17 protein-coding genes are annotated in these 15,511 nt (G+C 31.2%); 13 read left to right on the top strand and 4 right to left on the bottom strand.

From position 1 onward, the window contains the following. Positions 1-89: 89 nt before the first annotated feature. The 3 genes from lpdA to ITB9_RS01590 form a co-directional block, all read right to left on the bottom strand. Positions 90-1,490, bottom strand: a complete 1,401-nt coding sequence (gene lpdA, locus ITB9_RS01600) for a dihydrolipoyl dehydrogenase (RefSeq protein WP_054850861.1) — start codon at positions 1,488-1,490, stop codon at positions 90-92. Between the two features lie 94 nt (positions 1,491-1,584). Further along, the gene (locus tag ITB9_RS01595) at positions 1,585-2,145 is read right to left on the bottom strand and encodes an outer membrane beta-barrel protein (protein ID WP_054850860.1); all 561 of its coding nucleotides are present in this window, start codon (positions 2,143-2,145) and stop codon (positions 1,585-1,587) included. 66 nt (positions 2,146-2,211) lie between these two features. Then, positions 2,212-2,670, bottom strand: coding sequence for an Lrp/AsnC family transcriptional regulator (locus tag ITB9_RS01590; RefSeq protein WP_054850859.1), 459 nt, complete (start codon positions 2,668-2,670; stop codon positions 2,212-2,214). 162 nt (positions 2,671-2,832) lie between these two features. Here ITB9_RS01590 and ITB9_RS01585 point away from each other — a divergent pair, with 162 nt between their 5' ends. The 13 genes from ITB9_RS01585 to ITB9_RS01525 all read left to right on the top strand — a co-directional run bounded on the left by ITB9_RS01585 (position 2,833) and on the right by ITB9_RS01525 (position 14,376). Further along, the gene (locus ITB9_RS01585) at positions 2,833-4,032 is read left to right on the top strand and encodes an aminotransferase class I/II-fold pyridoxal phosphate-dependent enzyme (protein ID WP_028606171.1); all 1,200 of its coding nucleotides are present in this window, start codon (positions 2,833-2,835) and stop codon (positions 4,030-4,032) included. 232 nt (positions 4,033-4,264) lie between these two features. Further along, on the top strand, positions 4,265-5,731 hold the full coding sequence (nhaC, locus tag ITB9_RS01580) for a Na+/H+ antiporter NhaC (RefSeq protein WP_054850858.1): 1,467 nt from the start codon (positions 4,265-4,267) through the stop codon (positions 5,729-5,731). Between the two features lie 145 nt (positions 5,732-5,876). Then, complete coding sequence (locus tag ITB9_RS01575) at positions 5,877-6,521, top strand: peroxiredoxin (RefSeq protein ID WP_028290820.1); 645 nt, start codon at positions 5,877-5,879, stop codon at positions 6,519-6,521. A gap of 6 nt (positions 6,522-6,527) precedes the next feature. Beyond that, positions 6,528-6,836 (top strand): co-chaperone YbbN, encoded by a 309-nt coding sequence (locus tag ITB9_RS01570; protein ID WP_028290821.1) that lies wholly within the window; start codon positions 6,528-6,530, stop codon positions 6,834-6,836. Positions 6,837-6,924: 88 nt separating this feature from the next. After that, on the top strand, positions 6,925-7,182 hold the full coding sequence (locus tag ITB9_RS01565) for a hypothetical protein (protein WP_028606173.1): 258 nt from the start codon (positions 6,925-6,927) through the stop codon (positions 7,180-7,182). Positions 7,183-7,519: 337 nt separating this feature from the next. Then, a complete protein-coding gene (locus ITB9_RS01560; protein ID WP_054850857.1) occupies positions 7,520-8,962 on the top strand; it encodes a DUF4403 family protein in 1,443 nt (480 codons plus the stop codon). 95 nt (positions 8,963-9,057) lie between these two features. Then, positions 9,058-9,942, top strand: coding sequence for a hypothetical protein (locus ITB9_RS01555; protein WP_054850856.1), 885 nt, complete (start codon positions 9,058-9,060; stop codon positions 9,940-9,942). A 15-nt stretch (positions 9,943-9,957) separates the two neighbouring features. Then, positions 9,958-10,269 (top strand): hypothetical protein, encoded by a 312-nt coding sequence (locus tag ITB9_RS01550; RefSeq protein WP_261975533.1) that lies wholly within the window; start codon positions 9,958-9,960, stop codon positions 10,267-10,269. Between the two features lie 275 nt (positions 10,270-10,544). Further along, positions 10,545-11,501 carry a hypothetical protein gene (locus ITB9_RS01545; protein WP_054850855.1) on the top strand — a complete coding sequence of 319 codons (957 nt, stop codon included), beginning with the start codon at positions 10,545-10,547 and terminating at the stop codon, positions 11,499-11,501. A 164-nt stretch (positions 11,502-11,665) separates the two neighbouring features. Next, complete coding sequence (locus ITB9_RS01540; protein WP_054850854.1) at positions 11,666-12,043, top strand: hypothetical protein; 378 nt, start codon at positions 11,666-11,668, stop codon at positions 12,041-12,043. A gap of 283 nt (positions 12,044-12,326) precedes the next feature. Continuing rightward, entirely contained in the window at positions 12,327-12,878 is a 552-nt protein-coding gene (locus ITB9_RS01535; protein ID WP_054850853.1) for a hypothetical protein, read from the top strand. Between the two features lie 154 nt (positions 12,879-13,032). Then, complete coding sequence (locus tag ITB9_RS01530) at positions 13,033-13,614, top strand: hypothetical protein (RefSeq protein WP_054850852.1); 582 nt, start codon at positions 13,033-13,035, stop codon at positions 13,612-13,614. 180 nt (positions 13,615-13,794) lie between these two features. Continuing rightward, positions 13,795-14,376 (top strand): hypothetical protein, encoded by a 582-nt coding sequence (locus tag ITB9_RS01525; protein WP_054850851.1) that lies wholly within the window; start codon positions 13,795-13,797, stop codon positions 14,374-14,376. A 49-nt stretch (positions 14,377-14,425) separates the two neighbouring features. Here the strand turns inward: ITB9_RS01525 and ITB9_RS01520 are convergent, their stop codons facing one another. Next, positions 14,426-15,397, bottom strand: a complete 972-nt coding sequence (locus tag ITB9_RS01520) for an IS110 family transposase (RefSeq protein ID WP_054850850.1) — start codon at positions 15,395-15,397, stop codon at positions 14,426-14,428. Positions 15,398-15,511: the final 114 nt, after the last annotated feature.

Genomic DNA, 15,511 nt, shown 5'->3' with positions numbered 1-15,511 from the left:
TAACGTAACTAAAAAGTAACTAACTAGTATCGTTGCTGTTTTTTTTATTGCATTTCAACGATATATTGAAATGTTATATTATACTGTAATTACACGTGTAATGCTCTATCATCTGTAGCTGCTAATGCGGCTTCTTTAACTGCTTCTGCAAAGGTTGGATGTGCATGTGACATACGCGAAATATCTTCGGCAGAGGCTCTAAACTCCATCGCTGTAACAGCTTCTGCAATAAGATCTGCACAACGTGCTCCAATCATATGTACTCCTAATACTTCGTCTGTAGTTTTATCTGCCAATATTTTAACAAATCCATCAATATCGCCTCCTGCTCTAGCACGTCCTAACGCTCTAAAAGGAAACTGACCTACTTTATAATCTGCTCCAGCCTCTTTTAATTCTTCTTCAGTTTTACCTACTGCTGCTACTTCTGGCCAAGTGTAAACAACACCTGGTATTAAGTTATAGTCAATATGTGGCTTTTGTCCTGCTAAAGTTTCGGCAACAAATACACCTTCTTCTTCAGCTTTATGTGCTAACATCGCACCTTTTACAACATCTCCAATAGCATAAATATTACTAACATTGGTTTGTAAATGGTCATTAACTTCAATTTGACCTCGATCTGTTAATTTTACGCCTGCTGCATCAGCATTTAAACCATCTGTATAAGGTTTACGTCCTACAGACACTAAACAATAGTCTCCTTTAAACTCAACAACCTCTCCTTTTTTATTTTCTGCTTTAACAATAACTTCATCTCCATGACGCTCAACAGATTGAACTTTATGCGATAGCATCATGTTAAATTTAGCTTTCTTAAACACTTTATTTAACTCTTTAGACAACGCTTTATCCATTGTAGGTAAAATTCTGTCCATGTACTCAATAACAGTAACTTCGGCTCCTAAACGTCTGTATACCTGACCAAGCTCTAAACCAATAACTCCGCCTCCAATCACAATCATGTGCTTAGGGATTTCTTTTAGTTTTAAAGCTTCTGTAGAGGTTATAATACGCTCTTTATCTAAAGTAATAAAAGGTAAGGTAGAAGGCTTACTACCTGTTGCAATTATTGTGTTTTTAGCTTCAATGGTAGTCGTTTCTTCGCCTTCTATTATAATATGTGTAGCATCTTTAAAACTCCCAACACCTGTAAAGACATCAATCTTGTTTTTATTCATTAAAAACTCAATACCTCCTGTTGTTTGGTCTACAACTGCTTGTTTACGACCAATCATTTTTTCTAGGTTTACTTTAATTTCACCCGGAATTTCAATTCCGTGATCTTCAAAGTGCTTAGTCGCTTCTTCATAATGATGTGAAGAGGCTAACAAAGCCTTACTTGGGATACATCCAACATTAAGACAGGTACCACCTAATGTCGAATATTTTTCGATAATTGCTGTCTTCATTCCTAATTGCGCGCAACGTATTGCTGCTACGTATCCACCTGGACCAGAACCTATAATTGCTACGTCGTATTGACTCATATATTTTGTTTTTTCGCTTTCGCGGAAATTATTAAATGTTACTTTCTATAAACAAAAGTACAATTTTGTGTGATTATTCACTAAAGTCTTAAAGCTAATTTTTGAATAAATATGCTATTGAAAACTGAAAAACCCTATTGTAATTATTATACGTTTGATCTTGGATTAAATTGGATAGCCCAAGATAATACCTTAGCCCAAGCAACACTCTAGAGTCTGTTTTTACCCCTATTCCTATGTTAGCACCAAAATCGGTTTGATTAACATTGGTTATGTCATTTCCAAATTGTGTAGATCCAACCTCTTTTACTGCGCCTACAGAAAAACCGACTTGTGGTCCTGCTTCTAAATAAAAGTTTTTGTCTGGATACACTCTTAAACCAATCGGTAAGGTTATATAATTTAAGACAACATTTTCTGCACCTACAGAACTAAACAGTACTTCTGGCACTAATTGTAATGTTTTACTAATCTCCAACTCTCCTGTCATACCAATATGAAAGCTAAAACGTGACGAGTACTCCTCTGAAAAATCACCAGAAATAGTAGCAATATTACCTCCTACTTTTATTCCAAAATAAGAAGGCTTATTGTTTTTTTGTGCAAAACTTAGGGCTGATATTACTAAGAAGAAATAAATTAAATGGTGTTTCATATTTTGATTTAAATAGATTAATACTGTTCAAAAATAAAGTTTATAGCTTAAACGACACAGCAAAAATTAAATAGGTATTGCGGTAGTACTTTTAACTTCACTAATAACAAACATACTATGCGTACTACCAATATGATTAATATTAGTTAGTTTTTCTACCATAAATTCTCTAAAAGCTTCCATATCTTTAACCACAACCTTAAGTATATAATCATAATCACCACTAATATGATGGCACTCTAAAACCTCTGTTAAATTGGTCACCTCTTTTTCAAATTGTACTACGTATTCTTGAATGTGTTGTGAGAGTTTAATATGGCAAAAAGCAACAAAACTTTTGTCTACTTTTTCTTTTTTAACCAACGCAACGTACTTATTAATTACACCATTGTTTTCTAATTTTTTAATACGCTCAAAAACTGCTGTTACAGATAAGTTTAATGCATTAGATAGCTCTTTATTAGTCTGTTTACTATCATTTTGTAGTAATTGTAGTAGTTTTTGGTCAATAGCATCAAAGGTCATAAAGGAAAAATTTTCAGTTTTAGTTATTCAATTTCAAATATAACAAATTAAATTTCTAATAAAACAACATATATTAGTTTTATATTCCTAATAATATTAATTACATTGATTATTATTCTAATAATACTGATATTTGATGTAATCATCACTAAAACTATTATTATGACATTTAAACCAGCAAACAACATACAAGATTTACAGTATTTTGGCGAATTTGGAGGTGTTAACCCGTCTATTTCAGACTCTTCTACCTACACCTTTTTATCAGCAAAAACAATGTTTGATACTTTTGAAGGCAATGCAGATGGATGCTACCTATACTCTAGACATTCTACACCTTCAAATTTATACCTAGGCGAAGCCTTAGCTGCTATGGAAGGGACTGAAACCGCTAACGTCACTGCATCTGGTATGGGTGCAATCACACCTGTTATCATGCAATTATGTGGTCAAGGAGACCATATTGTATCTAGCCGAACCATTTATGGTGGCACCTATGCGTTTTTAAAAAACTTCACCCCTAGATTTGGTATAAACACTAGTTTTGTTGACATCACAAAATTAGATACTGTTGAAGCTGCTATCACAAATAACACAAAAGTGTTGTATTGCGAGTCCGTTAGCAACCCACTACTAGAAGTCGCAGATATTAAAGCTTTAGCTAAACTTGCCAAAAAGTATAATTTAAAACTGGTGGTAGACAACACGTTTTCACCTTTATCAATTTCACCTGCACAATTAGGTGCAGATATCGTAATACACAGTTTAACAAAGTTTATTAATGGCTCATCAGATACTGTTGGTGGAGTCGTTTGTGGTACCCAAGAGTATATTGACAGCCTAAGAAATGTTAACGATGGCGCTTGCATGCTTTTAGGCAGTACTATGGATAGTTTAAGAGCAGCTTCTGTTTTAAAAAACTTACGCACGCTACACATCAGGATGCAACAACATAGTGTCAATGCCTTATATCTAGCACAAAAATTTGAAGCTTTAGGTCTTAAAACCGTCTATCCTGGCTTACCCTCTCATCCTTCTCATGCGTTATTTAAATCCATGATGAATGACAAATACGGTTTTGGTGGCATGCTAACTATTGACGCTGGATCTTTAGATAAAGCTAATGCGTTAATGGAGCTAATGCAAGAAAAAAACCTTGGCTATTTAGCAGTAAGTTTAGGCTTTTACAAAACCTTGTTTTCTGCTCCTGGTAGCTCAACATCGTCCGAAATTCCTGAGGACGAACAAAAAGCAATGGGGTTAAGCAATGGACTTATCAGGTTTTCAATAGGTTTAGATGCAGACATACAGCGTACTTACCAAATAATGCACACTTGCATGAAGGACTTAAGCATAATTTAAGACCACATCAGTGTTTAAATAAGGTTTAGTTAACGCTAAACCTTATTCTATTTTAAAAACGATCCAAACAGGGTTTTAGGTTACCTTATTTGCAACTAATAATTAAGCAAAAGTTAAGCACAAACAGACAAAGCATGGTCTAAATCTCTTAACACACTAGTTTTCAACGCATAATTCAATTTGCAAAACATCTTGTAAAATCGTAACATTACACTTCCTAAAAACTAACTAAATGCAAGACGACAATATTTCCAAAATCGACATTAATGACCAAAAGATTATTGACAATAAAGAGTTAAGCTTATTAGAAGCCTTAATTCCGGTAGTAATCCTAATGTCTCTATTAGCATACAATATCTTTTTTGTAGAAGGTCAGGAATGGTTTGGGACATATACCAATCATATCATTTTATTAATTGGCGGACTTGTCGCTGCTGGTGTTGGGCTGTTTAATAAAGTCTCTGTAACTTTAATGTTAAAAGAAATCTGGGAAAACCTTAAAAGCGTTTTTGTACCTATCATGATTCTGTTTTTAGTGGGTGCACTTGCTGGTACTTGGTTAGTTAGTGGTATTATTCCTGCTATGGTATATTACGGGTTACAGGTTTTAAATCCTGCTATATTTTTACCTGCTTCAGTTATTATTGCTGCAATAATATCTATTGCAACGGGTAGTAGTTGGACCACATCTGCAACCGTTGGTATTGCTTTAATTGGTATTGGTAGCGCATTAGGTATTGCACCAGGTATGATTGCTGGAGCAGTAATCTCTGGCGCTTATTTTGGAGATAAAATGTCTCCTTTAAGCGACACCACAAACCTTGCTCCTGCTATGGCTGGTACAGATTTGTTTACGCATATTAGATATATGACTTTTACTACAGTACCAACGTTAATAGTCACTTTAATAGTATTTTCAATATTAAGTACAACAATTGATACAAGTGGTACAACAGATATCAGTGGACTTTTAGCAAGTATTAAAAATACCTTTAACATTACACCTTTATTATTCATTGTACCTGGTGTCGTAATTGGATTAATATTATTAAAAACAAAACCTCTTATTGCCTTATTTACAGGTATCATTCTTGCTGCTGTTTTTGCCTTTATTTTTCAGCCTAATATTTTAGACAGTTTAGCAGATTCAAAAATCAGTGCAATTATAACATCAATATTAACAGATACTAACATTGCAACCGACAACCAAAAACTTAACAAACTTTTTTCTTCTGGAGGAATGAACGGAATGCTATGGACCATCTTTTTAATTTGCTGCGCAATGGTATTTGGTGGTATCATGGACGCAATTGGTGCCTTATCCAGAATCACTAAAGAGTTACTTAAAATTGCCACTAGCGTCTTTGGTTTATTTACAAGCACAGTAATAAGCTGTTTAGGCTTAAATGCAATAGCATCAGATCAATATTTAGCAATTGTAATACCTGGTAAAATGTTTAAAAAAGCCTATAAAGACAGAGGGCTAGCGCCAGAAAACTTAAGTCGTACCTTAGAAGACTCTGGTACGGTAACCTCAGTACTAATCCCCTGGAACACCTGTGGTGCTTACCAATCTGGTGTATTAGGCGTTAGCGTTGCAGATTATTTTGTGTACGCTATCTTTAACTGGTTAAGCCCTATTACAACATTGCTATTTGCAGCGTTTTCAATTAAAATAAGACAGATTATTTCTAAATAGTTCCAAACTATATTTATTCAAACAAACTATAACAAAAATTTATAGCCCAATAAGATTTAAAAATTTTATTGGGCTTGTTTTTTTAACATTCAACCATATCTTTGCCACTCAAAAATTAATCTAATAACTAAAAATTTTTAACACTATGGCTATAGTAGGAAAACAATTTCCAGACTTAACAGTAGACGCAATGAACGAAATGGGTGACACCTTTAAACTTAACGTTCTTGAAGAAGCAAAAAACAACAAGAAAAAAGTAGTATTATTCTGGTACCCAAAAGATTTTACTTTTGTTTGCCCAACAGAATTACACGCTTTTGAAGCTGCAAAAGAAGAGTTTGCAAAAAGAAATACTATAGTAATTGGTGCCTCTTGTGATACTCCAGAAGTACACTTTGCTTGGTTAAATACACCTAAAGATAATGGTGGAATTGAAGGTGTAACTTACCCAATTTTAGCAGACTCTAACCGTAACCTAGCCTCTACCTTAGGTATTTTAGATATCACTAACGAAACTTACAACGAAGAAACAGGTGTAGTAACCGTTGAAGGTGACAACGTAACTTACAGAGCCACTTACGTAATCGACGAAGATGGTGTAGTACAACACGAAGGGGTAAACAACATGCCTATCGGAAGAAACGTAAACGAGTTTTTACGTATCATTGATGCCTTAACACACGTGCAAGAAAAAGGAGAAGTTTGTCCTGCAAACTGGGAAGAAGGTAAAGACGCAATGAGCGCTAACAGAACTGGTACTGCTGAGTATTTAGCAAATCACGTAAACTAAGCAATCATGGTTCAAGAATTAAGTCAAGATAATTTATCAGAAATTATAGCAAACAACAACACCGTTGTGGTACAATACTCTGCCACTTGGTGTGGTAACTGTCGTATCATGAAACCTAAAGTTAAAAAATTAGCTGGTGAGTTACAAAACATTACGTTTGTTATCGCTGACGCGGAAAAATTTCCGGAATCAAGACAATTAGCTACCGTAGACAATTTACCAACGTTTGCCACTTTTAAAGACGGAAAATTTGTAAATCAAACACAGACTAACAAATTTGATGTATTAAAAGACTTAGTAAACGAAGTAGCCTAATACAAAAAACGTCCGTTCCAGTAATTTTGAAGTAATAAAAATTATATCGAGAACAGCTTTTGAAACAGAAATTAAAAAATACTTATCAATGAAATTACCAGTAATAAAACACCTAGCGCAATTTATAGAAGATAACGACGAAGATTACGTTATCGAAACCATTGAAACGCTAGAAGCATTAACCGAAGTACCATCCTTAAAAGATGAAGAGCTAGACGTTATCGGAGAGCTTATCTCTAACATGTATGGTGCTATTGAAGTTAATAAAATGATTAAAGACGGTACGCCTAAAAAAGAAGCGGTAAACAACTTTATGAAACGTGTTTTAGGATCTATTGATAAATAAGCCTAAAGAAAAAGAAAAATTTAAAAACCACTTTGCAATTTCGCAAAGTGGTTTTTTTTATGCTGTTACCTAAACCCCTAAGGCATATCCCCTAACCCTGTAATACCTTTACTACAAATAAAAATACGTAGTTATACGTATTGTGTTTATTATCAAATAGTTGTAGCTTGGCTGTTAATAATTTAACTACAATAACTTGAGGTCTATTTGATATTAGTTACAAAAAGTTGTTATAAAAGTAGTTGCCAGTAATTTGAGAAAACTCGCCCCCCATTATTAGGTATGTTTTCCAAATTAAATTAGCTATAAATTGAGAAACTAACCAAACCAATATATTATGAAAAAATCATTATTTGCTATTTTAGTTTTATTCTTAAGTTACAGCTGTAAAACTGTAAAACTAAATTCTAAACCTTCACCAAATATTGCGAATGAACAACCTCAAATTAAAGAGTCCAAAATTTTCATTCCATTATCACTTAATCTCTCTGAAGTAGAGAAACAAGTTGACAATGCTGTTCCAAAAGGACAAATATTTTATGAAAATGTTGGTTGCGAAAGAAAACAATACAAAGTAAGGGTATTTAGAAATAATCCAATGAAAGTAAGTACTCAAAATGGAAAACTTGTTTTCAAAAACAACCTTGAAGTAAAGGCAAGTGGAAAATATTGTCCAGGAGTTTGGCAAGATGATTGGCTATGTGACTGTTGTTGTCACGGAGGAAATATCGATGGCGATGCAAATTCAACAATAGCTTTAACTATAGAAATAGATTTAAACATTAATGAAAACTATAAAATGTCAGCGGACACAAAAATTGATGGAGAAATAATTTCAGGAAAAAATATCGAGATATGGTTATTAGGTTTTAAAATTAGCATACCTATTGAAGATGTAGTTGGTCCAATTCGTGACCAATTAAAACCTGTTAAAGAACAACTTGATAAAGAAATAAGTAAACAATTAAATAAAATTGACTTAAAAAGTGAATTGACAAAAGTTTGGAATGAAGCCCACAAAACAATTCCAGTTGATGATTTCTACTTACATATTTATCCAGAAAACATCTTTTTTCAAGATTTTAAATCCCAAGGAAATAATATAAATGTTGGTGTTGGAATCGGAACTAAATTAAATTTAAAATCCTCACAAGAAGAAATTGAAATAAAACCTTTACCCAAATTAACTATTATAGAAAGTTCTGATGGTTATTTTCATATAAATCTTCCAATTGATGCAAGTTTTGATAAAATTTCAAGCCAATTAAATAAATCATTCAAAGATAAAAAATATGAATATGGAAGTAACTGGGTAAAAATTAGAGATGTCAAAACTTATGGTGTTAAAATTAATGAACACGCATCAGGACTTTTATTTGACGTCGAAATAAAAGGAAAAGTAAGTATGTTTAAAAGAGTTAAAGGACACCTATATTTCACAGCAAAGCCAGCACTAGATTTGGATAAAACATTAATTTATCTTGATGATTTTAAGATGAATTCAAATACCAACTCTGAAATTATAAATAAAGGGTTAGAATTTCTTGTTAACAGATTTTATTATGATGATATTTCTAAAAGTAGTATTTACAATTATGGTTCTGACTTATCTAATCTCGAAAATCAAATTAGAGCAGACCTTTCTGAAATTGAACTTGATAACTATAAAGTAAAGCTGAATTTAGAAAAAATCAGCTTAAAAGGAATTTATATAACGGATGAAATTTTAGGCATAGATTCGGAAGCTAAAGGAAAAATTGAAACAATTAAAATAGATTAAAAACGTTTTACAACACCGTATAAAATTAATTACTAATTTTAGTTGTTTAAACACGCAGCTAACCATACACAAACACGCTGTATGCAATAGAAAAAATGAATCTGGAAAAAATATATAGAGACGAATTAGAAAAACTAAGGAGTGACAAAACGCTTCTTGACAGCTATTCTATAGATTCCGCAAAAGACAACAACAAAAATCAAATTAGAAGAAATAGAATCCTTATCGGGCTCTATAATGATTGTCAAAATGCAGATTATGACATAGCCAAATTTCTATTCAATGAAGAAAAAAAACTAAGAAAGTCTAACCAAGTTGTTGAAGAATATGAAGTTGAAGTTTTATACCTAGCAGCATTCATATTAACAAAATTTGATAAAGTCGAAGATATATGGAGTTTCATTGATTCTAAAACAACTGACTTTGATTCTTCCATTGGTTTTGATACTGAATATTTACTCTCCTTTGGAATTGTTAAAGTCAAGAAATATCTGACTGAAACTGATCACCCAAATAAAGAACTTGCTCTAAAAATTACAGGTATCAATAACGATCCACCACCATATTCACAAAAAGAAATAGACAACTGGAAACAATTTAAGCATGAATACTTTTTGGTATTTAAATTTTCAATTAAAGATGAAGTTGATTTTGCATTTCAAGCAAAAGAATATGATTACTTAAAACAACTACTTCCAAGTTGGTTAACCAATAAGGACAATTGGTCAGAAAATCAAACTTTAACAAGCATTGCAATCGGCAGAGACTTGCAAATAGATCAATTTCATTTGGACGCGCTAAAACACTATGTAAAAACCTTTAAAAATTCAGTAAGAATCAAAATGTACAAAAAAGACATTGCTGAATTAAAAGAAAAACTGCATATAAAAATACATGAAAGTAATAGCGGAGATAATGGAAACTCAGAAGCCAGTAATATTAACAAAAATAAGTCTTGGTGGAAAAAGTTTTGGTCCTAAACCACCACTACTCTTATGCCAACCGCTATAAAAAAAATAACAAACCATAGTGCAATAAGACCAGCTTTAGGATATTATTATCAATCCATTTTTGCTTTGATAGGTCTTTTTGACTCCCAAAATGAAGATTCATTTGTAAGTATAGAAACGCTAGAAACATTAACAGAAGTACCATCCTTAAAAGATGAAGAGCTAGACGTTATCGGAGAGCTAATCTCTAATATGTATGGTGCAATTGAAGTTAATAAAATGATTAAAGAAGGTACGCCTAAAAAAGAAGCGGTAAACAACTTTATGAAACGTGTTTTAGGATCTATTGATAAATAAGACTAAAGAAAAAGAAAAATTTAAAAGCCACTTTGCAATCTTGCAAGGTGTTTTTTTTTATGCTGTTACCTAAACCCTTAAGGCATATCCCCTAACCTTGTAATACCTTTACTACAAATAAAAATACGTAGTTATACGTATTGTTATTACTATTTAGTAATTGTAGTTTAGCTTACTAATAATTTAGCTACAATAACCTGAGGCCTGTTTGATATTAGTATTGAAAAGTTGTCATAAATATAGTTAGTTACAACCACTAAACCCAATAAACAATTATGAAAAAAAACTTTAGAAGTACTCCTGAATTTATTACCAATAGAATAAACGCTCTTAATTCAGATAATATTATTGTTGCTACAATAATAAAAATAAACAAGAATCAAATTGAGGATTTAAAATTCAGAAATTTAAACTTACAATTAAATAATAATCAAATCAGTTTTAATAATCAATATATTCCAGAAAACACAGTTGGATCTTTTAGTCGTAAAAATATTAATGGATATAAAATTGTATACAAAGACCAACACAAAATAAGAAAATCATTTTATTTAGGAGAAAGACCTTATTATGGAGATTGGTCAAAAGGCTATTTTTCTCTTTATGTAACAAGAGAGGTTTACCCATATGACGATATTCCACCAAGAGAACTTTCAATAACAACAGAATTACTTGAAGAAACTGAAAATGATTTTAAAATTAAAGTTTCTGTTGATATTATACTAAATAGAAATGAAGAAAATTTTGATGAAGAATTATTTTTTGTTATAAATTTATTACAAGAAAATATTTATTCTGTTAATGTTTTCTCTTCTGAAACAACGCGAGAAGAGTACTTAAGAACTTTATCGTTAACTTGGGATATATTTCCTCCTGGAGATAGAAATGACGACTTAGAAAGAATTATGAGAGGAAGTAGAAACTTAACACCTGAAAAAGTTGAGGAAGTTCAAAATAAATATGATTATTTAGTTAATTTAAATCCTGCTGAAATTATTTCGGGTCTAAGTGGAATGAGAAAATATTTTGGTGCTAAATTTTCTGACAACCTAGTTGTATTTGAAAATTTAAATTATGGAAATGCTATTTATGTTTTATTTGAAAACTGGGTAGAATTAAGTCAGATGAGTCGAACTGAGATTCAAACAAGACCAGCAAACGAATACATTAGAATAAAACACACTGCAAATTGGCAACAAAATTTGGAAAGAATAATTGCGGGAAGAAGATAAAAAGGCAGTAACTTAACTAACACCGTATAAAAATAATTGCGGTTTAATGCTAAAAAAAAGGTCGTTGCGTATTCGTAAAGTCTAGTTTTTCTTTGGAAAATCCTCACATACAAACCCGCAACTATTCTTATACATAAACGTTGTAAAACATTTAAAACAAAATTATGCTTCCAAAAAGAAAAATGAATATTTATAAAAAAAACACTGAAAATGTACAATCAATAATTGATTTCTATTTTAGGGAATTAGATTTAGATTTAGAAGGTTCAATGGATTTCTTGATTGAGGAGAAACAAAACCTAGAGTTGAATCAAATTGAATTTATCAGTAGAAAAATTAGAGAAGCGTATTATGAAATTTTCAAATTAAATTTGAATGGAAGAATTTCTTTAAAAAATCTTCTTAACTATGCTATAATGACACTTACTGAAGAACGCTCTAATTGGAATGGAAGTAAAAGCAGACTTAAAATAGCTGAAGATTTTTTTAATTTCGTAAAAAAAACTGAAACTGATATTGGATTCTTAGAAAGAAATAATTAAAAAAGTTTCACAACAAAGTACTATGGAACAAAACAAGTAAAAACTAACTAATGTTTAAGTAAAACACTTCTATAATTAGTATCATAACTTAGTCCTAATTTTGCTATTGCAAAAGCCTATTTTAATAACCACATCACAACGTATAGATATAGTAATAAATATAACTAACGTCGTAATTCATGACTTTATACGTTTTATTAACCTATTTAACTTACAGGATATCAGTAATTAAAGTCACGATGTAACCAATTGCACTCATTTAATTTATACTACTCAAAACTCAATGAATTACGATAAACTTAAAAAGTTATTTATAAATAAAATTGAAAACGATGAAGGGATTAAACTCAAACCATCTGAAGTCAAATTCTCAATTGAAAACAATAGTAATGATTATATTAAAATAAGAACTTTCGTTTTTAATCAAGAGTTTGGACTGGGCTATGTGGATCACAATTCCTCAGAATCACACTACATTAAAGACTGTTTTTCCAGAGTAATTGACTACGATACCGATTCTCCAAAATGGCATATTTGGGGCTTAAAAGCAGCTAATTTAGAAGATGTTTATTCTAATCAGCTAAGAGAATTAAAAGAGTACATATCGTCATCTAAATTTCCATTAAATAGTGAAAATATAATAATTGACATAAGTGATGTTCCATCCAAACCTGACACTAATGGATTAAGAAAATATGCTCTTTATATAGTTCATAATTATGATAATATTCTAGAAAAAGAAATTGACATCTATAATTATAATAACGAATTAGCAATAGATGTAATTGCAGAACTTAAAAATAAAATTAACAACGCACGATACCCTATACTTTAGTTAATAACATAAAAAATACGTAGTTATACGTATTGTAATTATTATTTAGTTTGTAGTTTAGCTTACTAATAATTTACTACAATAACGTGAGATCTATTTGATATTAGCATTAAAAAGTTGTCATAAAAGTAGTTACCAGCAATAAGAATAAAATATGTGCAGATACGCATTTAAAAAATATAAACCACATTACGTTTGCTTTGACTGTCGAAAAAGCTTTAAACAACCAATTATCGAAGACATTGTAATGCAAAATGGAGATTGGGAATCTTACAAACAGGCATTTTTAAATTATGATTCTGAAAAATCAAAAATATTTAGAAATGAAAACCCTAAGTTGATAAATCGATTTGAAGAGCAATATCGGAATAAGAAATATAAGTGTCCTGACTGTAGTTCTGAAATGAATAATATTGGACTTGACTTTAAAGCTCCTAAAAAGGAAAAAATTAAGGAATGGGAAATAATCAGGAGTATGTATAAACTTGGAAACACTTTTCATACTTGTGGATGTGATGGTCCAGGATATATTCCTCAAAACGTGAATGACTACTTAATTTATCTTGACAAAATTAAAGTTGGATATGAAGAAAGGTTGAATGAACGTCTTAAAAAAAATTCTAAATCTGAACTAAAAGAGTACCTGAATTATTGGAACTCAAAACTGAATTCTATAACCCTTGAGATTAAGAAAACAAAAGCTGGTAACACTATATATAGCAAATTGGGCAATTAGTGTTTAACCGAAAGGTTGTTGTCTATTTATAAAGTCGCCAAATCTTTTGATTTGGTGTTAAAAGAGAAAAATTAAAACAAAATAAAAAGTTTTGGCTTGTGGCTAATCCGAAAGTAATCGCTTATTTTCTGCCCAACTTGCCATATATTTAACGTTACCACACATTTGAACAGAATATTTATGAAAAACATTTTACTGATTTTATTATTAGCTATCTGCTATCAATCTTACGGACAAAATAGCTACCGAATTGAAAAGTATATTTGGAATTATACAAAACCAGCTGAATATATATCGAGAGTTGACAATTTTGAGAAAGATATAAAAACTGGAGAAGATTATGTTAAAAAACAGAATGACGGAACTACACTCTCGACTGACGACAAAATACTTTTCTCAATCGCAAAAACTGATTCATTGCAAATGAATATAGTTTTGGCAAGTTATAAAGACAATGGAAATATTGAAAGGTTTACGCTGAAAGGTTACGCTGAAAAACTAGGAGAGTATTTTAAGGTAAATCCGAAAAACGATGACCCAAAAATTATTGTGACTGTCAAAGTGAATGAAATACTGATTGACGAAACAAAATTTTATCTGATTAGAAAAACGATAAATTATACAGAACAGAATTACTCATATTCATCTGACTATTATGTAAGTGAAATACAAGGAAAAGAATTTTCGATTGCTGTAGTTTATGACAATGAAGCTGACAAGCTGAAAATTGAGAAATCGATATTGGAATCAACATTTGAATAAAAGAACGTGAGGTAACAAAGTACTGTGGTAAAAAACAAGTAAAAACTCATTAATTTTTCAATAAAACACTTCTATAATTATTATCATAAGTTAGTCCTGATTTTGCTATTGCAAAAGCTTGTTTTAATAGCTTATTACAAACAGCTATTAATGCTAGTTTTTTGCTCTTCCCTTTGGCTACTAATCGATCATATATTGCTTTGCAAGCATAGTTATATTTACAGGCATTAAAACTGCACATAAATAATAAATTTCGAAGCTTTTGATTCCCTATTTTACTAATTCTAGGACGTCCTTTTACACTACTCCCACTTTGACGGATCACTGGTGTTAAACCTGCGTAACTACACAATTCACTTCCGCTTGTAAAACGATCAAATCCATCGGTCAAAACCACTAACATTAATGATGTTTTGGGACCAATTCCTGGAATACTTTTTAAGCGTGTTAAAACATCTTGATGCACTTCTTTTACTAAAGCTAACAATTTATCTTCTATCATTTTTAGCTCTTTCTCAACCTGTTTTAAACTACGTTTTAAAGAGCTAACTACTACTTTACTTGGATTGCCTAAAACAGCTTCGCCATGTAGTTTATTTTTTAGCATTGTGCTTTGTTTTGTATACACACCAAGGAGTCTGGTCATTTGAAGACATTCTAATTGATGCTTTGAGTTGCCTTTCCAAAGCTTTAATTTTACATCTTTGGCATATTCACAAATCAACTTTGAGTCACTTTTATCTGTCTTTATTTTAGACAACTTCATTTGTATAAATCGTTTTACTGCTAAGGGATTCTCTACCGAAACTTTAATACCTTCTTCTTGTAAATAATAAGCTAATTGATAATGATAATATCCCGTAGCTTCCATTACACAATGACTATTAAAATCTAACAATTTTACGAACTTTTTAAATCCAGAAATACTGTTTTTAAACTGGTAATAATTACCTTCTGAATCTGTGACATCAAAAACTAAATGACTGATGTCTATTCCAAAATATTTTATATCTTTATTCATAACAAAATGTTTTTTGAAAGGACAAGCTACGCGAGTTTCAACGACTTAAAATCGAGGTCTAAAAGCCTCATAGAACTGTACGAAATCTGGGTAGTAAAAGAGAGGGGATTTTCA

Source organism: Olleya sp. ITB9 (assembly GCF_001315805.1).
GTDB lineage: Bacteria > Bacteroidota > Bacteroidia > Flavobacteriales > Flavobacteriaceae > Olleya > Olleya sediminilitoris.
This window is presented reverse-complemented; position numbering and strand designations above follow the sequence as displayed.

What these genes read in the sequence shown, in the direction of transcription:
- ITB9_RS01555 (WP_054850856.1), top strand. Translation starts at nt 9,058, where the DNA reads ATGAATCTGGAAAAAATATATAGAGACGAATTAGAAAAACTAAGGAGT.
- ITB9_RS01575 (WP_028290820.1), top strand. Translation starts at nt 5,877, where the DNA reads ATGGCTATAGTAGGAAAACAATTTCCAGACTTAACAGTAGACGCAATG.
- ITB9_RS01565 (WP_028606173.1), top strand. Translation starts at nt 6,925, where the DNA reads ATGAAATTACCAGTAATAAAACACCTAGCGCAATTTATAGAAGATAAC.
- lpdA (WP_054850861.1), bottom strand. Translation starts at nt 1,490, where the DNA reads ATGAGTCAATACGACGTAGCAATTATAGGTTCTGGTCCAGGTGGATAC.
- ITB9_RS01535 (WP_054850853.1), top strand. Translation starts at nt 12,327, where the DNA reads ATGAATTACGATAAACTTAAAAAGTTATTTATAAATAAAATTGAAAAC.
- ITB9_RS01585 (WP_028606171.1), top strand. Translation starts at nt 2,833, where the DNA reads ATGACATTTAAACCAGCAAACAACATACAAGATTTACAGTATTTTGGC.
- ITB9_RS01560 (WP_054850857.1), top strand. Translation starts at nt 7,520, where the DNA reads ATGAAAAAATCATTATTTGCTATTTTAGTTTTATTCTTAAGTTACAGC.
- ITB9_RS01545 (WP_054850855.1), top strand. Translation starts at nt 10,545, where the DNA reads ATGAAAAAAAACTTTAGAAGTACTCCTGAATTTATTACCAATAGAATA.
- ITB9_RS01520 (WP_054850850.1), bottom strand. Translation starts at nt 15,397, where the DNA reads ATGAATAAAGATATAAAATATTTTGGAATAGACATCAGTCATTTAGTT.
- ITB9_RS01595 (WP_054850860.1), bottom strand. Translation starts at nt 2,145, where the DNA reads ATGAAACACCATTTAATTTATTTCTTCTTAGTAATATCAGCCCTAAGT.
- ITB9_RS01525 (WP_054850851.1), top strand. Translation starts at nt 13,795, where the DNA reads ATGAAAAACATTTTACTGATTTTATTATTAGCTATCTGCTATCAATCT.
- ITB9_RS01590 (WP_054850859.1), bottom strand. Translation starts at nt 2,670, where the DNA reads ATGACCTTTGATGCTATTGACCAAAAACTACTACAATTACTACAAAAT.
- ITB9_RS01570 (WP_028290821.1), top strand. Translation starts at nt 6,528, where the DNA reads ATGGTTCAAGAATTAAGTCAAGATAATTTATCAGAAATTATAGCAAAC.
- ITB9_RS01550 (WP_261975533.1), top strand. Translation starts at nt 9,958, where the DNA reads ATGCCAACCGCTATAAAAAAAATAACAAACCATAGTGCAATAAGACCA.
- ITB9_RS01540 (WP_054850854.1), top strand. Translation starts at nt 11,666, where the DNA reads ATGCTTCCAAAAAGAAAAATGAATATTTATAAAAAAAACACTGAAAAT.
- nhaC (WP_054850858.1), top strand. Translation starts at nt 4,265, where the DNA reads ATGCAAGACGACAATATTTCCAAAATCGACATTAATGACCAAAAGATT.
- ITB9_RS01530 (WP_054850852.1), top strand. Translation starts at nt 13,033, where the DNA reads ATGTGCAGATACGCATTTAAAAAATATAAACCACATTACGTTTGCTTT.